Annotated in this window: 24 protein-coding genes and 1 riboswitch; of the genes, 21 read left to right on the top strand and 3 right to left on the bottom strand. The window is 31.3% G+C overall.

Going from position 1 to position 20,775, the window contains the following annotated elements:
• Positions 1 to 159 precede the first annotated feature (159 nt).
• From gcvH to LFT63_RS04515, 6 genes are all read left to right on the top strand, one after another.
• The gene (gene gcvH, locus LFT63_RS04540; RefSeq protein WP_017637479.1) at positions 160 to 540 is read left to right on the top strand and encodes a glycine cleavage system protein GcvH; all 381 of its coding nucleotides are present in this window, start codon (positions 160 to 162) and stop codon (positions 538 to 540) included.
• A gap of 515 nt (positions 541 to 1,055) precedes the next feature.
• Entirely contained in the window at positions 1,056 to 1,442 is a 387-nt protein-coding gene (locus LFT63_RS04535) for a toprim domain-containing protein (protein WP_017637478.1), read from the top strand.
• Complete coding sequence (locus LFT63_RS04530) at positions 1,435 to 1,731, top strand: thioredoxin family protein (protein ID WP_340768102.1); 297 nt, start codon at positions 1,435 to 1,437, stop codon at positions 1,729 to 1,731. The genes LFT63_RS04535 and LFT63_RS04530 overlap by 8 nt, the downstream gene beginning before the upstream one ends.
• A gap of 57 nt (positions 1,732 to 1,788) precedes the next feature.
• A riboswitch (SAM riboswitch) is annotated at positions 1,789 to 1,891 on the top strand.
• An 88-nt stretch (positions 1,892 to 1,979) separates the two neighbouring features.
• Positions 1,980 to 3,005 (top strand): methionine ABC transporter ATP-binding protein, encoded by a 1,026-nt coding sequence (locus LFT63_RS04525; RefSeq protein ID WP_029055612.1) that lies wholly within the window; start codon positions 1,980 to 1,982, stop codon positions 3,003 to 3,005.
• Positions 2,998 to 3,693 carry a methionine ABC transporter permease gene (locus tag LFT63_RS04520; protein ID WP_029055611.1) on the top strand — a complete coding sequence of 232 codons (696 nt, stop codon included), beginning with the start codon at positions 2,998 to 3,000 and terminating at the stop codon, positions 3,691 to 3,693. The genes LFT63_RS04525 and LFT63_RS04520 overlap by 8 nt, the downstream gene beginning before the upstream one ends.
• Before the next feature lie 16 nt (positions 3,694 to 3,709).
• A complete protein-coding gene (locus tag LFT63_RS04515) occupies positions 3,710 to 4,519 on the top strand; it encodes a MetQ/NlpA family ABC transporter substrate-binding protein (RefSeq protein ID WP_029055610.1) in 810 nt (269 codons plus the stop codon).
• Positions 4,520 to 4,606: 87 nt separating this feature from the next.
• Here the strand turns inward: LFT63_RS04515 and LFT63_RS04510 are convergent, their stop codons facing one another.
• Positions 4,607 to 4,780 (bottom strand): hypothetical protein, encoded by a 174-nt coding sequence (locus LFT63_RS04510; RefSeq protein WP_017637473.1) that lies wholly within the window; start codon positions 4,778 to 4,780, stop codon positions 4,607 to 4,609.
• Positions 4,781 to 4,932: 152 nt separating this feature from the next.
• Between LFT63_RS04510 and LFT63_RS04505 the strand changes: the two genes are divergently transcribed.
• Positions 4,933 to 5,106, top strand: a complete 174-nt coding sequence (locus tag LFT63_RS04505) for a CsbD family protein (protein ID WP_017637472.1) — start codon at positions 4,933 to 4,935, stop codon at positions 5,104 to 5,106.
• Between the two features lie 65 nt (positions 5,107 to 5,171).
• On the opposite strand, the gene LFT63_RS04500 is transcribed toward LFT63_RS04505, so the two are convergent.
• Entirely contained in the window at positions 5,172 to 6,032 is an 861-nt protein-coding gene (locus LFT63_RS04500; protein ID WP_017637471.1) for a DUF368 domain-containing protein, read from the bottom strand.
• Positions 6,033 to 6,352: 320 nt separating this feature from the next.
• On the opposite strand from LFT63_RS04500, the gene sufC reads away from it, so the two are divergent.
• The 12 genes from sufC to LFT63_RS04440 all read left to right on the top strand — a co-directional run bounded on the left by sufC (position 6,353) and on the right by LFT63_RS04440 (position 19,081).
• Positions 6,353 to 7,114: a Fe-S cluster assembly ATPase SufC gene (gene sufC, locus LFT63_RS04495; RefSeq protein ID WP_017637470.1), complete on the top strand. Its 762-nt coding sequence runs from the start codon at positions 6,353 to 6,355 to the stop codon at positions 7,112 to 7,114.
• Between the two features lie 105 nt (positions 7,115 to 7,219).
• On the top strand, positions 7,220 to 8,527 hold the full coding sequence (sufD, locus tag LFT63_RS04490) for a Fe-S cluster assembly protein SufD (RefSeq protein ID WP_017637469.1): 1,308 nt from the start codon (positions 7,220 to 7,222) through the stop codon (positions 8,525 to 8,527).
• A gap of 35 nt (positions 8,528 to 8,562) precedes the next feature.
• Complete coding sequence (locus LFT63_RS04485) at positions 8,563 to 9,813, top strand: cysteine desulfurase (protein WP_340768098.1); 1,251 nt, start codon at positions 8,563 to 8,565, stop codon at positions 9,811 to 9,813.
• Complete coding sequence (gene sufU, locus LFT63_RS04480) at positions 9,803 to 10,264, top strand: Fe-S cluster assembly sulfur transfer protein SufU (RefSeq protein ID WP_340768096.1); 462 nt, start codon at positions 9,803 to 9,805, stop codon at positions 10,262 to 10,264. Before LFT63_RS04485 ends, sufU begins: the two co-directional genes overlap by 11 nt.
• A 160-nt stretch (positions 10,265 to 10,424) precedes the next feature.
• Complete coding sequence (gene sufB, locus LFT63_RS04475; protein ID WP_017637466.1) at positions 10,425 to 11,822, top strand: Fe-S cluster assembly protein SufB; 1,398 nt, start codon at positions 10,425 to 10,427, stop codon at positions 11,820 to 11,822.
• Between the two features lie 294 nt (positions 11,823 to 12,116).
• Positions 12,117 to 13,139, top strand: coding sequence for a hemolysin family protein (locus LFT63_RS04470; protein WP_017637465.1), 1,023 nt, complete (start codon positions 12,117 to 12,119; stop codon positions 13,137 to 13,139).
• A 22-nt stretch (positions 13,140 to 13,161) separates the two neighbouring features.
• Positions 13,162 to 14,238 carry an NAD(P)H-dependent flavin oxidoreductase gene (locus LFT63_RS04465; protein WP_108000395.1) on the top strand — a complete coding sequence of 359 codons (1,077 nt, stop codon included), beginning with the start codon at positions 13,162 to 13,164 and terminating at the stop codon, positions 14,236 to 14,238.
• Between the two features lie 218 nt (positions 14,239 to 14,456).
• The gene (locus LFT63_RS04460; protein ID WP_029055607.1) at positions 14,457 to 15,305 is read left to right on the top strand and encodes a DUF72 domain-containing protein; all 849 of its coding nucleotides are present in this window, start codon (positions 14,457 to 14,459) and stop codon (positions 15,303 to 15,305) included.
• A 14-nt stretch (positions 15,306 to 15,319) separates the two neighbouring features.
• Positions 15,320 to 16,147: a sulfite exporter TauE/SafE family protein gene (locus tag LFT63_RS04455; RefSeq protein ID WP_017637462.1), complete on the top strand. Its 828-nt coding sequence runs from the start codon at positions 15,320 to 15,322 to the stop codon at positions 16,145 to 16,147.
• A gap of 92 nt (positions 16,148 to 16,239) precedes the next feature.
• Positions 16,240 to 17,559 carry a bifunctional metallophosphatase/5'-nucleotidase gene (locus LFT63_RS04450; RefSeq protein ID WP_029055606.1) on the top strand — a complete coding sequence of 440 codons (1,320 nt, stop codon included), beginning with the start codon at positions 16,240 to 16,242 and terminating at the stop codon, positions 17,557 to 17,559.
• A gap of 84 nt (positions 17,560 to 17,643) precedes the next feature.
• Positions 17,644 to 18,561, top strand: a complete 918-nt coding sequence (gene lipA, locus LFT63_RS04445; protein ID WP_340768091.1) for a lipoyl synthase — start codon at positions 17,644 to 17,646, stop codon at positions 18,559 to 18,561.
• Positions 18,562 to 18,706: 145 nt separating this feature from the next.
• Entirely contained in the window at positions 18,707 to 19,081 is a 375-nt protein-coding gene (locus LFT63_RS04440; RefSeq protein ID WP_017637460.1) for a YutD family protein, read from the top strand.
• Between the two features lie 99 nt (positions 19,082 to 19,180).
• Here the strand turns inward: LFT63_RS04440 and LFT63_RS04435 are convergent, their stop codons facing one another.
• Positions 19,181 to 19,447, bottom strand: coding sequence for a DUF3055 domain-containing protein (locus LFT63_RS04435; RefSeq protein WP_017637459.1), 267 nt, complete (start codon positions 19,445 to 19,447; stop codon positions 19,181 to 19,183).
• A 104-nt stretch (positions 19,448 to 19,551) separates the two neighbouring features.
• On the opposite strand from LFT63_RS04435, the gene LFT63_RS04430 reads away from it, so the two are divergent.
• Positions 19,552 to 19,986: a DUF86 domain-containing protein gene (locus tag LFT63_RS04430; protein WP_029055605.1), complete on the top strand. Its 435-nt coding sequence runs from the start codon at positions 19,552 to 19,554 to the stop codon at positions 19,984 to 19,986.
• Complete coding sequence (locus tag LFT63_RS04425; protein ID WP_017637457.1) at positions 19,986 to 20,765, top strand: TIGR01457 family HAD-type hydrolase; 780 nt, start codon at positions 19,986 to 19,988, stop codon at positions 20,763 to 20,765. The genes LFT63_RS04430 and LFT63_RS04425 overlap by 1 nt, the downstream gene beginning before the upstream one ends.
• The last annotated feature ends 10 nt before the right edge of the window (positions 20,766 to 20,775 follow it).

Raw genomic sequence — 20,775 nt, 5'->3', positions numbered from 1 at the left:
TATAGAAAGTGAACATCCATAATTATCAAAGACTAAAAAATATTAATTACATATTTAAAGCCGAATTTTAAAAGGTTTAAAATTTTTATATAATAGTTGATTGATAATAGTGGGTATGGCATCATTAAAATGTACTTAAAAATTAGGAGGGGATTTATCGTGGCAGTACCAAACGAATTTAAATACTCTAAAGAACATGAATGGGTTAAAGTTGAAGGAAACGTTGCAACAATCGGTATTACTGAATATGCACAAAACGAATTAGGCGATATCGTATTCGTTGAATTACCTGAAACTGATGATGAATTAAATGAAGGCGACACTTTCGGTAGTGTTGAATCTGTAAAAACTGTATCTGAATTATACGCTCCAATTAATGGTAAAGTATTAGAAGTAAATGAAGAATTAGAAGACAGTCCTGAATTTGTAAATGAATCACCATACGAAAAAGCATGGATGGTTAAAGTTGAAATCAGCGACGAAAGTCAACTTGATGAATTATTATCAGCAGACCAATACTCAGAAATGATTGGTGAATAATAACAATGAACTCCTCGATCTCGTATCAAGGAGTTTTTTTAGTTCCACTTCTAATTTTCAATTAGATTAGTGGAACTTATGCACTAGCAAAAGCTAGTGCGAACCGAAAAAAGAAAAATCTTTAGATTTTAGAAGCACTTATGCACTAGCAAAAGCTAGGGCGACCCGCATTCCACTTCTAATTTTCAATTAGATTAGTGGAACTTATGCACTAGCAAAAGCTAGTGCGAACCGAAAAAAGAAAAATCTTTAGATTTTAGAAGCACTTATGCACTAGAGAAAACTAGTGCTACCCAATAATGATTGGTATCTATGCCTATAAATTAAAACTTGAAATAAAGTAAAAGTGTTACTTAATTAAAAACTAATAACACAGTAATACATAAAGTTAGTTTTAATTATGTAAGGAAAATATTAAGAGAAATTAAAGTTTAATGATATATGTTTGATAAATAACACTACAGTGGAAATATATAGTGATAGCTAATTATTGATTTTTCAAAGGGTGAATCATTATGACTATTGTGAATAAGGTAATTATTGTTGAAGGTAAATCAGATAAGAAAAGATTACAACAAGTCATTGCAGAACCAGTTAACATTATTTGTACGCATGGTACTATGAGTATTGATAAAATTGATGATATGATAGAGTCACTTTATGGCAAGCAAGTTTTCGTTTTAGCCGATTCCGATGATGAAGGTGATCGTATTAGAAAATGGTTTAAGCGATACTTGAGTGAGTGTGAACATATATTTGTAGATAAAACCTATTGTGAAGTAGCTAATTGTCCTAAAAATTATTTAGCAAATGTACTTACTAAACATGGTTTTAACTGTAAAAAAGAAAAGCCCCTCATGTCTAATTTAAAAACTGAAAGGTTAGTTTTAGTAAATGAATAAAACAATAGAAGTAGATGATGTAACTGAAAATTTTGGTGAGGAAAAACATTTGATATTTGGGTATACTCCAACTTGTGGAACTTGTAAAGTATCAGAAAGAATTCTGGATATCGCTAATGAAATATTAAATCTTCCAGTTAAAAAAATCGATTTGAATTTTCATCCGAAATTTAGTGAAGACCACCAAATTATGTCAGTACCAGTATTAATGTTAATGAATAAGGATAAAGAATCGAAAAGAATATATGCTTTTAGATCAGTTCCTTATTTGTTAGAAAATTTAAAATAATGATTGACGAATTTCTACCTGGATGGTAGGATTAAATCAAATTAAATAATGCTTACACTCTTATCGAGAGAGGTGGAGGGATGTGCCCTACGAAGCCCGGCAACCGTCTAATATAGAAATGGTGCCAATTCACATAAAGTCAAACTTTAGAAGATGAGGGAAAGATATTTTTCAATGCTTTCTCTAACACCTTAAAGTTTAGAGAAAGCATTTTTTAATTGGTAGAAGTTAAACAAGGAGGCATTAACGTGATTGAGTTAAAACAATTAGTTAAACAATATCATACGAAAAACAAAGACGTACTTGCTGTAGATCACGTTGATTTAAATATTGAATCTGGTTCGATATTTGGCGTTGTCGGTTTTTCTGGAGCAGGAAAAAGTACATTGATTAGAATGTTTAATAATTTAGAAACTCCAACCTCAGGTGATGTTATTATCGATGGCGACAGTATTAGTAAATTAACTAAATCAGATTTACGTAAAAAGCGTCAAAAAGTGAGCATGATTTTCCAACACTTTAATTTATTATGGTCAAGAACCGTACTAAAAAATATCACATTTCCTTTAGAAATTGCTGGCGTTTCAAAAGGCGAAGCAAAAAGGAAGGCTAACGAACTTATTGAACTTGTAGGTTTAAAAGGCCGAGAAAATGCATATCCTTCTGAATTATCTGGAGGTCAAAAGCAAAGAGTAGGTATCGCTAGAGCATTAGCAAACGATCCAACTGTTTTACTTTGTGATGAGGCTACAAGTGCATTGGACCCTCAAACAACAGATGAGATACTTGATTTATTATTAAAAATACGAGAACGACAAAATTTAACTATCGTCTTAATCACACATGAAATGCATGTAATACGACGTATTTGTGATGAAGTTGCAGTAATGGAAAACGGACGTGTTATCGAGCAAGGCCAAGTAAGTCAAGTGTTTGAAAACCCACAACATGAAGTTACTAAACGTTTTGTTAAAGATGATTTAAACGATGATTTTGAAGAATCATTGGATGATTTAGAACCACTTAGTGAAGATTCTTACATAGTTAGATTGAACTTCAATGGCGAGAATACAACACAACCGATTGTTTCATATATTACTAAAAAACATAATGTAGATTTGAATATTTTAGAAGCTGATATCAAAAACACAAGAAATGGTACTTTAGGTTTCTTAGTCGTCCACATACCGCATATAAGTTCTGAAAATTTCGAAGATTTTAAATCTAATCTTGGTGAACAACATGTAAATGTGGAGGTGTTAAGACATGGATAATTCATTTAGTGATATTTTAAAAGAAATGGTCACAATGCCTAATGTGCAATGGCCAGATGTTTGGCAAGCCATAGTTGAAACACTTTATATGACTGTAGTATCAACTATTTTCGCATTTATTTTTGGATTAATTTTAGGTGTATTACTATTTTTATCAGCTAAGAGCGAATCTAAAACAGCAAGAGTCTTTTATTCAATTGTTTCATTCATAGTGAACTTATTTAGAGCAATTCCATTTATCATCTTAATCTTGTTATTAATACCATTTACAAGTGTAGTACTAGGAACTATTAGTGGACCAACGGGTGCATTACCTGCATTAATAATTGGTTCAGCACCATTCTATGCAAGATTAGTAGAAATAGCTTTCAAAGAAATAGACAAAGGGGTTATTGAAGCGGCTTGGTCAATGGGGGCAAATACTTGGACTGTGGTTAGAAAGGTATTACTTCCAGAAGCGATGCCAGCATTAGTATCTGGACTTACTGTCACAGCGATTGCTTTAGTAGGATCTACTGCAATTGCAGGTGTAATTGGCGCAGGAGGTTTAGGTAACTTAGCTTATTTAACTGGTTTTACTCGAAATCAAAATGATGTCATCTTAGTTTCAACAGTATTCATTTTAATTATTGTATTCATCATTCAATTTATTGGTGATTGGATTACAAATAAAATAGATAAACGCTAAAAAAGGGGAGAAATCAATGAAGAAAATCTTAGGTATTTTATTATTATTAACGTTGACTGTAGCACTTGCAGCTTGTGGTGGAAAAGGAAGCGATAAAACAATTAAAGTTGGAGCTTCACCAGCACCACATGCTGAGATTCTAGAAAAAGCTAAACCATTATTAGAGAAAAAAGGGTATAAATTAGATATCAAAACAATTAACGATTATACAACTCCAAACAAATTATTAGATAAAGGCGAATTAGATGCCAACTTCTTCCAACACACGCCTTACCTTAAAACTGAAAGTAAAGAAAAAGGCTATAAAATTGAATCAGCAGGTAACGTTGAGTTAGAACCAATGGCTGTTTATTCTAAAAAATATAAAAGCTTAAAAGATTTACCAAAAGGGGCAACAGTTTACGTTTCTAACAACCCAGCAGAACAAGGACGTTTCTTAAAATTCTTCGTAGATGAAGGTTTAATCAAAATTAAAAAAGGCGTTAAAATTGAAGATGCTAAATTTAGTGACATAACTGAAAATAAAAAAGATATTAAATTTAATAACAAACAATCAGCAGAATTTTTACCTAAAATTTATCAAAAACAAGATGCTGACGCTGTTATCATCAATTCAAACTATGCACTTGATCAAAAATTAAATCCTAAAAAGGATTCAATCGCATATGAAAAAGCAAAAGACAATCCATATGCTAACTTAATTGCAGTTAAAGATGGACATAAAGACGATAAGAAAATCAAAGCTTTAATGGAAGTATTACAATCTAAAGAAATTAGAGATTACATTAATAAAGAGTACGATGGTGCGGTTGTACCAGCAAAATAATTAGCATAATAATAAATCCTCAAGTCACTTTGACTTGAGGATTTTTGTGTGAATAAGAATTTAAAGATAGACCTAAACTCTTATTTACTATAAACGCATTAAGCCATTGATAAGCAGAATTAATGAAGCAATTAATAATAAAATAGAAGGTACGAATGTACTTTTGTTTTTGGAGTGGCGAGATAGTTGGGCTCTAATAATTAAAATAATAGCGATCAAAATTAAAATAACACTAATACCATAAATGAAAATAGAAAACACTACAGATACCTCCTCGCCAATAGCGTAACATAACTATATATTTAATATACTCATATAATAAGTTGATAAAAAATAAAAGTATGTTTAATTTTTATAGGTCGTGGTATTTAATAATCATAACAATTGATAAATATTTCAAGGAGGAATTCAAAATGGCTGAAGATAAATTCGAACAAGCAAAAGGTAATGTAAAAGAAACTGTAGGTAACGTTACTGACAATGAAAACCTTGAAAAAGAAGGTAAAGAAGATAAAGCTTCTGGTAAAGTGAAAGAAACAGTTAACAACGTTATTGATAAAGTTAAAGGTAATAAAGAAGATAAATAGATAATATTAAGGCTCTCTTACACATGATGTGTTTGAGAGCCTTTTTTGTTTTAATACTTTTTTGCCTATATACTTTCTTCGTTTTTAGCAGTTATCTGACCAAGAATGTAACTAACGATAAAACCTATAATTAACGTTAGTATAGAGATTATCCATGTTACCAATGATGTTGGTATTCCAGGAAATACAGCATAAATTGATCCGATAACAAATCCAATTATTAATGCGAATGTTACGGTTGTATGATGATGTAATAAATACTGGATGAGTTTACTAGAAATTAAAAATCCAGACAATATACCTAAACCTACTATTAAAAGTATTGGTAAAGCATCGAAATTAAATTTTACTAGTTCTGATATAGCAAACATAACCGTCCCGTATGCTCCGAAAATAAGTAACATAAATGACCCTGATATACCTGGAAGAAGCATTGCACTAGAAGCACATATACCTGCAATATAATATTTAATAATAAGACTAGTATTTAAAGATAATGTCTCTCCTGCGTGTTTGTCTCCACTATTTAATAAGGTCATGATGACTAGTAATGCGATGCCTATTAAAACGACAATATAATGTTTCGTTTTAAAAGTTGTTTTGAAATGTGACACTTTAAGAAGGTAGGGAATGATGCCAATAATTAAACCAGTAAAAAAGAACATAGTAGGAACTTCGTGCGCACTTAAAAGGTAGTTGAATAAATTACTTAAAATACCTATAGCTAATAGCATACCAATTACAATAGGTAATAAAAATTTAAAGCTAGGCCAAAATCTTTTCGAAAATAAACCACTTATTGAACTGATAAAGCCATCATAAATACCTAGCAAAAGTGCAATCGTTCCACCACTGACTCCTGGCACTAAATCACTTGTACCCATGCCAAATCCTTTAATCAAATTTATCCATTTGAAGTTTTTCATTAATGACTCCTTTCTTAACCTGTAAGGTTAAAGTGAATCATATCATAATTATTGATTTAAAGTTAAATAAATCTACTATTTGTCTAAAAAATGGCTATTGAGAAATTAACGGTTTTCGTTATCATTTGAAATAACATTAAACTATAGATAAAAATAATTTTTTTAAAAGAATTACTCTAATTTATCGGTTTAAAAAGTTTATATTAACCTGTAAGTACGTTATAATATAGTAGATTAAAAATTCCAAAGGCTTTTTGACTATAGATTAAAATTATTATAAACTAGTTAAGAAAACTTTATATTTTATGGAGGGAATATAAATGTCATCAACATTAGAAATTAAAGACCTACACGTGTCTATTGAAGATAAAGAAATTTTAAAAGGCGTTAATTTAACAATTAATACTGGGGAAATTCATGCCATTATGGGACCAAATGGTACAGGTAAATCAACATTATCATCTGCAATTATGGGTCATCCAAGCTATGAAGTAACAAAAGGTGAAGTGTTACTTGATGGTGTTAATATTTTAGAACTTGAAGTTGATGAAAGAGCAAAAGCTGGATTATTCCTAGCAATGCAATATCCTTCAGAAATCACTGGTGTAACAAACGCCGATTTCATGCGTTCAGCAATTAATGCAAAACGTGAAGAAGGTCAAGAAATTAACTTAATGCAATTCATCAAAAAATTAGATAAAGAAATGGATTTCTTAGACATTGATCAAGACATGGCTCAACGTTACTTAAATGAAGGTTTCTCAGGCGGAGAGAAAAAACGTAATGAAATCTTACAATTAATGATGTTAGAACCTAAATTTGCTATTTTAGATGAAATTGACTCAGGTTTAGATATTGACGCTTTAAAAGTAGTGTCTAAAGGTATCAATCAAATGCGCGGAGAAGACTTCGGTGCATTAATGATTACGCACTATCAACGTTTACTAAACTACATCACACCTGACAAAGTACATGTTATGTATGGTGGTAAAGTTGTTAAATCTGGTGGACCAGAATTAGCAAAACGCCTTGAAGAAGAAGGTTATGAATGGGTTAAAGAAGAATTTGGTGCTACTGAATAGTCGAGATTAATCTATCGATTTAAAGCTCGTTGAGATGTTCGTATAAATGATGAAACTGAACATTGAATTATTAATACTATTTCATCAAGTGGGAGGATAAGAGTTATGACAACTGAAACTTTGAACATTTCTGAAGAACAACTTGTTGATTATTCAAAAGCGCACAATGAACCTTCTTGGATGACTGAACTACGTAAAGAAGCGTTGAAATTAACAGAAACTTTAGAAATGCCAAAACCTGACAAAACTAAATTAAGAAAATGGGACTTTGATACGTTTAAACAACATCACACAGAAGGTAATGTTTATCAAAGTTTATCAGAATTACCAGAATCAGTTAAAAAAATTATCGATGTTGAAAACACTGAGAATTTAATTATTCAACATAATAATGATTTAGCATACACACAAGTTTCTGAACAAGCCAAAAATGATGGTGTCATCATTGAAGGTTTATCAGAAGCACTTGTTAATCATAGTGAATTAGTACAAAAATATTATATGAAAGATGCTGTAAATGTAGATGAACATCGTATTACAGCATTACACACTGCATTAATGAATGGTGGCGTATTTGTATACGTTCCTAAAAATGTCGTAGTTGAACATCCAGTTCAATATGTTGTTTTACATGACGATGAAAATGCAAGTTTTTATAATCATGTTATTATTGCCACTGAACAAAGTGCTGAAGTAACTTATGTAGAAAACTATTTATCTAATGCAAGTGGTGAAGGAAATCAAATTAATATTGTTTCAGAAGTAATTGCTGGGGCAAATTCTAATATCACATATGGTTCTGTAGATTATTTAGATAAAGGTTTCACTGGACATATCATTAGAAGAGGTACTACTGAAGCAGACGCTGCCATCAATTGGGCATTAGGTTTAATGAACGAAGGTAGCCAAATTATTGATAATACAACTAACTTAATAGGTGATCGTTCTACAAGTGAATTAAAATCAGTTGTAGTCGGTACAGGTGATCAAAAAATCAACTTAACTTCTAAAATTGTTCAATATGGTAAAGAAACAGATGGTTATATTTTAAAACATGGTGTAATGAAAGAAAATGCATCATCAGTATTTAATGGTATCGGTCATATCAAACATGGTGGTACTAAATCAATTGCTAACCAAGAGTCTCGTGTATTAATGTTATCAGAAAATGCTCGTGGAGATGCGAACCCTATTTTACTAATCGATGAAGACGACGTAGAAGCAGGTCACGCAGCATCTGTTGGACGTGTTGATCCAGAACAACTTTACTATTTAATGAGCCGTGGTATTTCTAGAAGAGAAGCTGAACGTTTAGTTATACATGGTTTCTTAGATCCAGTAGTAAGAGAATTACCAATTGAAGACGTAAAACGTCAATTAAGAGAAGTTATCGAACTTAAAGTTTCTAAATAGATTTAAAGTAAGAGATTTTTAATTAAAGAAGGGTCGTGAATAAAGTGGCCGAACATTCATTTGACGTTAATGAAATAATCAAAGATTTTCCGATTTTAGAACAACAAGTTAATGGCAAACGTTTAGCATATCTTGATTCAACAGCGACAAGCCAAACACCAGTACAAGTTTTAAATGTGTTAGATGATTACTATAAACGCTATAACTCTAACGTTCATAGAGGTGTTCATACGTTGGGTTCATTAGCAACTGACGGTTATGAAAGTGCACGTGAAACAGTTAGACGTTTTATTAATGCTAAATATTTTGAGGAAATCATTTTTACAAGAGGAACTACGGCTTCTATTAATATTGTTGCACATAGTTATGGTGATGCTAATGTCGATGAAGGCGATGAAATTGTTGTTACTGAGATGGAACATCACGCTAATATTGTTCCATGGCAACAGTTAGCTAAACGTAAAAACGCATCATTAAAATTCATCCCTATGACAGAACAAGGTGAATTAAATATCGAGGACATTAAAGCCACAATTAACGACAAAACTAAAATTGTAGCTATTGCCCATGTATCTAACGTTCTAGGTACAATCAATGATGTAAAAACCATAGCCGAAATTGCTCACCAACATGGTGCGGTGATTAGTGTAGATGGTGCTCAAGCAGCTCCTCACATGGCTCTAGATATGCAAGATATTGACGCTGACTTTTATAGCTTTAGTGGGCATAAAATGTTAGGGCCTACAGGTATCGGTGTTTTATATGGCAAACGTGATTTATTAAAAGATATGGAACCCGTCGAGTTTGGTGGAGATATGATTGATTTTGTAAGTAAATATGATGCTACTTGGGCTGATTTACCAACAAAATTTGAAGCTGGTACACCATTAATTGCACAAGCAATTGGTTTAGCTGAAGCAATTCGTTATATTCAACAATTAGGATTCGAAGCAATTCATCAACATGAAAAAGAATTAACAGAATACGCCTACGAACAAATGTCTAATATTGAAAGCTTAGATATTTATGGGCCACCTAAAGATCGACGTGCAGGTGTCATTACGTTTAATCTAACAGACATTCACCCACACGATGTAGCAACAGCAGTTGATACTGAAGGTGTAGCAGTGAGAGCTGGACATCATTGTGCACAACCATTAATGAAATGGTTAGGCGTTTCTTCTACAGCTAGAGCAAGTTTTTATATTTATAATAATAAGCAAGACATCGACCAATTAGTATATGCATTGAAACAAACGAAGGAGTTTTTCTCATATGAATTTTAATAATTTAGATCAACTTTATCGATCTGTAATTATGGATCATTATAAAAATCCTAGAAACAAAGGCGTATTAGATAATGGCTCGATGACTGTTGATATGAATAACCCTACTTGTGGTGATCGTATTCGACTTACATTTGATATAGAAGATGGCGTTATAAATGATGCTAAATTTGAAGGCGAAGGTTGTTCAATTTCTATGTCTAGTGCTTCTATGATGACTGAAGCAGTAAAAGGTCATACGTTAGCTGAAGCTATGCAAATGAGTCAAGAATTTACTAAGATGATGCTAGATGAAGATTACGAAATTACTGAAGAAATGGGAGACATTGAAGCATTACAAGGTGTTTCTCAATTCCCTGCAAGAATAAAATGTGCCACTTTAGCTTGGAAAGCACTCGAAAAAGGAACAGTCGAAAAAGAAGGTAAGACAGAAGGGACAACAGAAGATTAATAGTTATGTTTCTTAATGACATAACGGGTAAACAATAACTAGATATCAATGATGTTGGCTTTTTACTTTCGATAATCATTGTTATAATATGATGACAATTTTATACTTGTAATTAAAAATCTCGCGCATGACGTTTAAATATATATAAGGAGTGATTGAAATGGCTAAAAAAGCACCTGATGTTGGGGATTATAAATATGGTTTCCACGACGAAGATGTTTCCATTTTCAGATCAGAACGAGGTCTAACTGAAAATATAGTTAGAGAAATTTCTAAAATGAAAGATGAACCAGAATGGATGTTAGATTTCCGTCTGAAAGCTTTAAAATTATTCTATAAAATGCCAATGCCTCAATGGGGTGGCGACTTATCAGAATTAAACTTTGATGATATTACTTATTATGTAAAACCATCAGAACACACTGAGCGTTCATGGGATGAAGTACCTGAAGAAATCAAACGTACATTTGATAAATTAGGTATTCCTGAAGCTGAGCAAAAATATTTAGCAGGTGTTTCTGCACAATATGAATCAGAAGTTGTTTACCATAATATGGAAAAAGAATTAGAAGAAAAAGGAATTATCTTCAAAGATACTGACAGTGCATTACGTGAAAACGAAGACTTATTCCGTGAATACTTTGCTTCTGTTATTCCAGCTGCAGATAATAAATTTGCGGCGTTAAACTCAGCTGTATGGTCAGGTGGATCATTCATTTACGTTCCTAAAAACGTTAAATTAGATACACCATTACAAGCATACTTCCGTATTAACTCTGAAAATATGGGTCAATTCGAACGTACTTTAATCATTGCTGATGAAGGTGCTTCAGTAAACTACGTTGAAGGTTGTACTGCACCAGTTTATACAACAAGTTCATTACACTCAGCTGTAGTTGAAATTATTGTCCATAAAGATGCACACGTCCGTTATACTACAATTCAAAACTGGGCAAACAATGTTTATAACTTAGTTACTAAACGTACATTTGTTCATGAGAATGGTAATATGGAATGGGTTGATGGTAACTTAGGTTCTAAATTAACTATGAAATACCCTAACTGTGTATTATTAGGTGAAGGTGCAAAAGGTAGTACATTATCTATCGCATTTGCTGGTAAAGGACAAGTACAAGACGCTGGAGCTAAAATGATTCATAAAGCACCAAATACGTCTTCAACAATTGTTTCTAAATCTATATCTAAAAACGGTGGTAAAGTAATCTATCGTGGTATTGTTCATTTTGGACGTAAAGCTAAAGGTGCACGTTCAAACATTGAATGTGACACATTAATTTTAGATAATGAATCAACTTCAGATACAATCCCTTATAATGAAGTATTTAACGACAATATTTCATTAGAGCACGAAGCTAAAGTATCTAAAGTTTCAGAAGAACAATTATTCTACTTAATGAGTCGTGGTATCTCAGAAGAAGAAGCGACTGAAATGATTGTTATGGGATTCATTGAACCATTCACTAAAGAACTACCAATGGAATATGCGGTAGAAATGAATAGATTAATTAAATTCGAAATGGAAGGCAGTATCGGCTAACTTCCTCTACTAACATCAAGCTATTTTACGTATAGGTATAATAGCTTGGTGTTTTTTTAGTTACTAATTTATGATTTGTTTAAATTTAGTATGAAATTAAATAGCAAATAGAAGTGGATAATAAATTGACTAAACTCTATTTATTGTCCACTTTTTATGATTCATGGTTACTCACAGAAGTTGAATATTATATTAATTAAAGCAGCATATTGTAATAGTTTACAAAAGTTTGTTCAGGGGAATAAATTTATAATTCAATATTTATATAACTATTATGAACGGGGAGCATGCTTCATGATTATAGCTATCATATTTTTAATTTTATTATCATTTTTCTTTTCAGGAAGTGAAACTGCATTAACTGCAGCAAATAGAACAAAATTTCAAGCTGAAGCCAAAAATGGAGATAAAAAATCACAGGGATTATCCCGACTATTAGATAAACCAACTGAATTTATTACTACTATATTGATAGGTAATAATGTTGCAAATATCATTTTACCTACATTAGTAACGATTTTAGCAATTAACATTGGCGTCAATGTGGGTATAGCATCTGCTGTAATTACTGTTGTCATTATTTTGGTATCTGAAGTTATTCCTAAATCAATCGCAGCAACATTTCCAGATAAAATATCAAGATTGGTTTATCCAGTTATTAATATTTTAGTTATTATACTTAAACCAATAACTAAAATATTAAATGCTATTACAGATAGTATTAATAAATTATTGTCAAAAGGACAAAAGGAACAAAGTAAGTATTCTAAAGAAGAAATAAGAACAATGTTAATGATTGCAGGACGTGAGGGTGCATTCAATGAAACAGAACAAAATCGACTCAAAGGTGTACTAGATTTCGAAAACTTAAAGGTCAAAGATGTTGATACGACACCTAGAGTGAATGTCGTTGCATTTCCCAAAACTACGTCATTTGATGAGGCATATGAAACGGTAATGAATGAACCATATACAAGGTATCCAATATATGATGAAGATATAGATGATATTGTAGGCGTATTCCATTCTAAGTACTTATTAGCATGGAGTAAGAAAAAATATGAATCAATCACAAAATTTTCATCAAAACCATTATTCGTGAATGAACATAATAAAGCTGAATGGGTACTTAGAAAAATGACAGTATCAAGAAAGCATTTAGCTATAGTATTAGATGAATTTGGTGGTACTGATGGCATAGTATCTCATGAAGATTTAATAGAGACATTGCTAGGTATGGAAATAGAAGATGAGTTAGATAAAGAGGAAGAAGAAAAGTTAAAGAAACAAACATTTCCAAATAGAAATAGAAAATAATTAGTAAGAGTTGGTGAATCAAATGTGGAATAATAATCAATTAACGAGAACATTACAGATTCAATATCCTATTATTCAAGCTGGTATGGCAGGTAGTACGACCCCATCTTTAGTAGCAACTGTTAGTGAAAAAGGTGGATTAGGAACGATTGGTGCGGGTTATTTTAGTATTGAAAAGTTAGAAAGTGAAATTCAAACAGTTAAATCATTAACAAAACAACCATTTGGTGTGAATCTATTTGTACCTAAAGAAAACACAGGTGTCAACCCAGACCAAATTGAACATATGAATGCATGGTTGAAACCATATAGAAGAGCGTTTCATTTAGAAGAACCTGTGGTTAATATTGAGGAAAGCCAAAAATTTAAAGATGCTGTAAATAAAGTTATTGAATATAAAGTTCCAGTATGTAGCTTTACCTTTGGAATTCCTGATCATCAAATTATCGAGAAACTAAAAGAAAATAATGTAATATTAATTGGTACAGCTACAACAGTAGAAGAAGCTATAGAAAATGAAAAAGCTGGTATGGATATTGTTATAGCCCAAGGTAGTGAAGCGGGAGGACATCGAGGATCATTTTTACGTTTAGGGGATAGTGAAGAGCCAATGATTGGAACGATGTCATTGGTACCTCAAGTTGTTGATCACGTGTCGATACCTGTAGTTGCTGCAGGAGGTATAATGGATGAAAGAGGTCTATTAGCAAGTATTATGTTAGGTGCTCAAGGTGCACAAATGGGTACGGCCTTCTTAACTTCTAATGAAAGCGGAGCTAATGATTTACTAAAAGAAGCCATATTAAATAGTAAAGAAACAGATACCATCGTAACCAATGTGTTTAGCGGTAAAAATGCACGTGGTATTAATAATCAATTCGTTAAAGAAATGAGTCAATATCAAGGTGAAATTCCTGAATATCCAATACAAAATCAACTGACAAATCAAATTCGTAAAACTGCAGTACAGCAAGGCGAAAGTGAATTAACTCATATATGGAGTGGACAATCACCACGTCTAGCTAAAAAACAAAAAGCAGAAGAATTAATGGATCGTATAATTAATCAAATAAACCTAATAGCAAAGAACTTAAAATAAAATATCACTACGATTTTATAAGTCTAGTGACATATACACGTTAAGTTAAGCTAGGTTGTTCTACCGATTATAGCCTGAGACATACATCATTGTCGCAGGCTATTTAATTTTCGATTGTAATTTTATTATGGTACACCAATTAATAAGAATCTGTAAATTTCGTATTGATAAAGTGAATTGCGAATTTATTCTGTGGTATCATAAGTTTGGTGATATAAATGATAAATATAGGTCTAACTGGTTGGGGAGATCATGATACGTTATACGAAGATTTAGAGAGAAAAACCGATAAACTTAAAACATATGCAAGTCACTTTCCAATAGTTGAACTAGATGCATCTTATTATGCAATTCAACCAGAAAGAAATATTCAAAAATGGATAAATGAAACACCAAAACGATTTCAATTTGTAGTTAAAATTCATCAAGCATTAACATTGCATGCAGATTTTAGAGATTTTGCAGAAACACGTCAAGAATTGTTTGATAAGTTTAAAGAAATGTTAAAGCCATTACAAGAAAATGAAAAATTAGCTATGGTTTTGGTGCAATTTCCACCTTGGTTCGATTGTTCAAGTCAAAACATTAAATATATTTTATATGTGAAACAACAGTTAAAAGATTTTCCTATATGTGTTGAATTTAGACATCAATCTTGGTTTAATGAAAGATTTAAAGAAGAGACATTAACATTTTTGACTGAACATCAAATTATTCATGCTGTTGTTGATGAACCACAAGTCAAAGATGGAAGTATCCCATTAGTAAATAGAATAACTAGCGATATTGCTTTTGTAAGATATCATGGTAGGAACGTACATGGTTGGACTAAAAAAGATATGACAGATCAAGAATGGCGAGATGTAAGATACTTATATAATTATAATGACCAAGAATTATATGACTTAGCACAAAAGGTTAAAATTTTAGAACAAAAAGCTAAAAAGGTTTATGTTGTTTTTAATAACAATTCAGGTGGTCATGCCGCACAAAATGCAAAAACATATCAAGATATGCTTGACATTGACTATGAAGGTTTAGCACCACAACAATTAAAACTATTTTAAGAGGCGAAACAAGTATGTTATTGACAATTATTTTATTAATTATTATTGGTGGTCTATCTGCTATTATTGGTTCAATTGTAGGTATTGGTGGCGGAATCATTATTGTTCCTACACTTGTCTATTTAGGAGTAGATCATAATATTTTACACGGTATTACTACTCAAATAGCAATAGGTACTTCTTCGGTTATACTTATTGTTACAGGTTTATCATCTTCTTTAGGCTATTTAAAAACTAAACAAGTAGATATTAAAAATGGCTCTATTTTTTTATTTGGTTTATTACCAGGTTCATTATTAGGTTCTTTTTTGAGTCAGTTTTTAACATTAAAATCATTTAACCTTTATTTTGGGATATTTATGATTTTGGTTGCTATTTTATTAATAGTAAGAAACAAAATTAAACCTTTTAAAGTTTTTAATAAGCCACAATATGAAAAGACCTATATTGATGCAGAAGGTAAAACCTATCATTATAGTGTTCCACCTTTAATAGCATTTGTCGCAACTTTATTCATAGGTATCCTTACTGGACTATTTGGTATTGGTGGTGGTGCATTAATGACTCCGTTAATGTTAATTGTTTTTAGATTTCCACCACATGTTGCTGTTGGTACAAGTATGATGATGATATTTTTCTCAAGTGTCATGAGTTCAATCGGACATATTATACAAGGACATGTTGCTTGGGATTATTCAATAGTATTAATTATTTCAAGTTATATAGGTGCTAAAATAGGTGTTAAAGTAAATCATTCAATCAAGTCTGATACAGTGGTAACATTATTACGTACAGTGATGTTATTAATAGGTGCTTACTTAATCATCAAATCAATTATTTAAATTAATTGTTAATAGCATAATCTACTATAAAAGTTATTACTCGATACATTACGTAAAGACTTATCAAAACAAATAGAAAAGGGGGAAGTACTGTGAAGTTAACTATTTATCATACAAATGATATTCATAGTCATCTTAATGAATATGCACGTATTCAATCTTATATTGCAGATCATCGCTCCCAACTTCAACATCCCTCACTATATTTAGATATAGGTGATCATGTTGATTTATCAGCACCGATTACCCAAGCTACATTAGGTAAAAAGAATATAGAACTTCTTAATGAGGCGCAATGTGATATTGCGACAATTGGAAACAACGAAGGCATGACTATTTCGCATGAAGCCTTACAAAATTTATATACCGATGCTCAATTTAAAGTAATTTGTGCAAATTTATTTGATGAAGAAGGACATTTACCTAACCACATGTCTTCATCTTATATAAAGGAAATCAACGGAGTACGAATTTTATTTGTTGCTGCTACAGCTCCATTTACGCCGTTTTATAGAGCATTAGATTGGGTAGTAACTGATCCATTAGAAGCTATTAAAGATGAAATTAATGATCATAAAGATCAATATGATATTTTGATAGTGATGAGCCATGTTGGTGTGTTCTTTGATGAAAAATTATGTCAGGAAATACCTGAAATAGATTTAATACTTGGAAGTCACACGCATCACTATTTTGAACATGGAGAAATGAATAATGGAGTATTAATGGCTGCAGCAGGTAAATATGGACATTTTTTAGGTGAAGTAAATTTAGATATTGAAGATAAAAAGGTAACTAGTAAGACGGCTTGTTTGCATCCATTAGAACAATTGCCCCATATTGAAACAGATTTTGATAGTGAAGGCAAAGCATTAATGAGTAAACCAGTAGTCAACCATCCTATCAAATTAGAAAATAAAACAGATGTTATCACAAAAACGTCTTATTTATTAGCTGAAAGTGTCTATGAATTTACGAATGCAGATTGTACAATTATAAATGCTGGTTTAATAGTTAAAGGACTAGATTCTGACGAAATTACCGAATTTGATATTCATCAAATGTTACCTCATCCTATTAATGTGGTTAGAGTTAAATTAACAGGTGAAGAATTAAAAAAAGTAATTATTAAAAGTCAGAAACAAGAGTACATGCATGAACATGCACAGGGACTTGGATTCCGAGGGGATATCTTTGGAGGATATGTATTATATAATATAGGTTTTATTGAATCAGAAGGTCGCTACTTTATAAATGGAAAAGAAATTCAAGATAATCAATCATATGTATTAGGTACAGTTGATATGTACACGTTTGGTAGATATTTTCCAATGTTAAAAGGGCTTCCAACAGAATATATAATGCCAGAATTTTTAAGAGATATATTCGAACAAAAGTTACTACAATTTTAAAATAACTGTAGATTAGATTTTAATTTATGATTAATTTCGTTATAATAACATAAAGAGAGATTAAACAGGAGGGTATGCGTTGTTATGGCTACTAAAAATGAGGAAATACTACGAAAACCGGATTGGTTGAAAATTAAGCTGAACACGAACGAGAATTATACTGGCCTTAAGAAAATGATGCGTGAAAAGAATTTACACACTGTTTGCGAAGAAGCAAAGTGTCCAAATATACATGAGTGTTGGGGAGAAAGACGTACAGCTACATTTATGATTTTAGGTGCTGTATGTACACGTGCATGTCGTTTCTGTGCAGTTAAAACTGGTTTACCTAATGAATTAGATTTAAATGAACCAGAACGTGTAGCAGAATCAGTTGAATTAATGAATTTAAAACACGTTGTTATTACAGCAGTTGCACGTGATGATTTACGTGATGCAGGTTCAAACGTTTATGCTGAAACAGTTAGAAAAGTTAGAGCAAGAAACCCATTCACTACAATTGAAATTTTACCTTCAGACATGGGTGGGGATTATGAAGCATTAGAAACATTAATGGCTTCTAAACCTGATATCTTAAATCATAATATTGAAACAGTTCGTCGTTTGACACCAAGAGTTCGTGCTCGTGCAACTTATGATAGAACATTAGAATTCTTACGTCGTTCTAAAGAATTACAGCCAGATATTCCTACAAAATCAAGTTTAATGGTTGGCTTAGGGGAAACAATGGAAGAAATTTATGAAACAATGGATGATTTACGTGCCAATGATGTAGATATTTTAACAATTGGTCAATATTTACAACCATCTCGTAAACATTTAAAAGTTGAAAAATACTACACGCCATTAGAATTCGGTAAAATGAGAAAAGTAGCTATGGATAAAGGCTTCAAACATTGTCAATCTGGACCGTTAGTACGTAGTTCTTACCATGCAGATGAACAAGTTAACGAAGCTGCCAAAGAAAGACAACGTCAAGGTGAAGAGCAATTAAATAGTTAATAATATACAATCTGTAGAGCCACTTTTTTATGAAAATAAATAAAGTGGTTCTTGTTTTTACTAAATAGTTTAAAGATTTAAATGAAAATATATAGTGTTGTTAAAATAGCGATATAATATATCGTGAAATAGATTAGGTGAAATTATGATAAAAGTAGAGCAACAGTATTTTGAATTAATAGAAGATTATAGAGATTGTTTCGATGAAGAAATATTCGCAAATAGATACTCTGATATTTTAGATAAATATGACTATGTAGTAGGAGATTTTGGTTATGACCAATTAAGATTAAAAGGTTTCTTTAAGGATACTAATAAAAAAGCAGAAATTAGTAAAAGATTCTCTAGTATACAAGATTATTTATTAGAATATTGTAATTTTGGATGTCCCTATTTTGTAGTTAAACATTTATCAGAAAATGAAGTGAAACAACAAGCAGAAGACTTAACCGTTATTGATCAAGATGATAAATTACATGATGTCAAAATACAACCAACTATCCAAGATACTGAAAAGTGATTTATCAATTTTAATTTATAATAACAAATATAAAAAATCTCCCTTCAAATACATTAACGTACATGGAGGGAGATTTACTTTTTATTTATATCAAAATTATTATTGAATCACTTCATTAAGGTATTCAATGATTTCATCGCCTTCTTCTTCAGATACACCTAAAATATGAGCGATATAACCTTCTTCTTCAATATCATCAGATCCAATAATACCAAATTTATTAGTTTGCATATTCAATACCAAAGTTTTACCATAATGTCGGTCTGTTTGAACGAGCATTAAGTCATATCGACTATGTTCACCAACAAATCCAACAAATTGAACTTGGCTTTGTTCTTCATCATCATATAAATACATATCAATCATTTGTAGAACCCCTTTAAACGAAATATACTACGCATAAGTATAACGAGAAATGAAGTGTACTGCAAAATTATGATATTATAAAGTTAATAAGAGGTGATTAGGAAATGTATTTTGTAGATAAAGATAAACTTTCAGAAAAACTAAATTACTTAAGACAATTAACAGAAGATTATAATCAAAACAAAGATAATCATTATGCTTTTGAAAGAATCGCACAAATGTTAATTGAATCATCAGTAGATATTGGAAATATGATTATTGATGGATTTATTCTAAGAGATCCTGGTAACTATAAAGACGTGATTGATATTTTAGAATTAGAAAATGTTATTTCTAAAGAAACTCAAGAAAATATTAATAAAACTGTAGATGTAAGAAAGCAATTTGCACATAACTATATTCAACTTGATACTAATGAAATTGAACCGTTATTTGATCAAGCAATACCTTACTACAAACAATTTATTGATGAAGTTATTCAATTTTTAAATAATGAAAATGTTCCAATTACTGCATTTGGCAAAGGAGAGAACAAATAGTGAAGCAATACAAGGCATATTTAATAGATTTAGATGGGACGATGTATAAAGGAACTGATGAAATTGATGGTGCAAGTCAATTTATCGATTATTTAAATGAACATCAAATTCCACATCTATATGTAACAAATAATTCTACCAAGACGCCAGATCAAGTTGCAGATAAATTGCATGAAATGAATATCGACGCAACACCTGATGAAATTGTTACATCAGCTTTAGCAACAGCAGATTATATTTCTGAACAATCTCCAGGTGCATCTGTCTATATGTTAGGCGGTGAAGGTCTACATTCTGCATTGACTGAAGCGGGTCTAGTAGTTAAAAATGATGAAAATGTTGATTATGTTGTTATCGGACTTGATGAAAATGTTACTTATGAAAAGCTTGCTATAGCAACACTTGCTGTCAGAAAAGGAGCAACATTTATTTCAACAAATCCTGATGTTTCTATACCAAAAGAAAGAGGATTCTTACCAGGTAATGGTGCAATTACAAGTGTGGTATCAGTATCTACAGGAGTACAACCACAGTTTATTGGTAAACCAGAAACGATAATTATGAATAAATCTTTAGAACTATTACAACTTAATAAAGAAGAAGTGGCCATGGTTGGAGACTTGTATGACACAGATATTATGTCTGGTATAAACGTTGGTATCGATACTATTCATGTTCAAACAGGTGTGACTACACTAGAAGAAATTCAGACAAAAGATATTCCACCAACATATTCTTTTAAAGATTTAAATGAAACAATTGTTGAATTAACAAATTAACTTGGTGAGA

Source organism: Staphylococcus sp. FSL H8-0121 (genome assembly GCF_038008425.1).
GTDB lineage: Bacteria > Bacillota > Bacilli > Staphylococcales > Staphylococcaceae > Staphylococcus > Staphylococcus pasteuri.
This window is presented reverse-complemented; position numbering and strand designations above follow the sequence as displayed.

Bases quoted from the DNA above. Each gene is read 5' to 3' on its own strand.
- LFT63_RS04465 (WP_108000395.1), top strand. From the start codon at position 13,162: ATGTGGAATAATAATCAATTAACGAGAACATTACAGATTCAATATCCT.
- sufU (WP_340768096.1), top strand. From the start codon at position 9,803: ATGAATTTTAATAATTTAGATCAACTTTATCGATCTGTAATTATGGAT.
- LFT63_RS04535 (WP_017637478.1), top strand. From the start codon at position 1,056: ATGACTATTGTGAATAAGGTAATTATTGTTGAAGGTAAATCAGATAAG.
- sufB (WP_017637466.1), top strand. From the start codon at position 10,425: ATGGCTAAAAAAGCACCTGATGTTGGGGATTATAAATATGGTTTCCAC.
- sufD (WP_017637469.1), top strand. From the start codon at position 7,220: ATGACAACTGAAACTTTGAACATTTCTGAAGAACAACTTGTTGATTAT.
- LFT63_RS04505 (WP_017637472.1), top strand. From the start codon at position 4,933: ATGGCTGAAGATAAATTCGAACAAGCAAAAGGTAATGTAAAAGAAACT.
- sufC (WP_017637470.1), top strand. From the start codon at position 6,353: ATGTCATCAACATTAGAAATTAAAGACCTACACGTGTCTATTGAAGAT.
- LFT63_RS04430 (WP_029055605.1), top strand. From the start codon at position 19,552: ATGTATTTTGTAGATAAAGATAAACTTTCAGAAAAACTAAATTACTTA.
- lipA (WP_340768091.1), top strand. From the start codon at position 17,644: ATGGCTACTAAAAATGAGGAAATACTACGAAAACCGGATTGGTTGAAA.
- LFT63_RS04530 (WP_340768102.1), top strand. From the start codon at position 1,435: ATGAATAAAACAATAGAAGTAGATGATGTAACTGAAAATTTTGGTGAG.
- LFT63_RS04440 (WP_017637460.1), top strand. From the start codon at position 18,707: ATGATAAAAGTAGAGCAACAGTATTTTGAATTAATAGAAGATTATAGA.
- LFT63_RS04500 (WP_017637471.1), bottom strand. From the start codon at position 6,032: ATGAAAAACTTCAAATGGATAAATTTGATTAAAGGATTTGGCATGGGT.
- LFT63_RS04470 (WP_017637465.1), top strand. From the start codon at position 12,117: ATGATTATAGCTATCATATTTTTAATTTTATTATCATTTTTCTTTTCA.
- LFT63_RS04520 (WP_029055611.1), top strand. From the start codon at position 2,998: ATGGATAATTCATTTAGTGATATTTTAAAAGAAATGGTCACAATGCCT.
- LFT63_RS04460 (WP_029055607.1), top strand. From the start codon at position 14,457: ATGATAAATATAGGTCTAACTGGTTGGGGAGATCATGATACGTTATAC.
- LFT63_RS04435 (WP_017637459.1), bottom strand. From the start codon at position 19,447: ATGATTGATATGTATTTATATGATGATGAAGAACAAAGCCAAGTTCAA.
- LFT63_RS04515 (WP_029055610.1), top strand. From the start codon at position 3,710: ATGAAGAAAATCTTAGGTATTTTATTATTATTAACGTTGACTGTAGCA.
- LFT63_RS04455 (WP_017637462.1), top strand. From the start codon at position 15,320: ATGTTATTGACAATTATTTTATTAATTATTATTGGTGGTCTATCTGCT.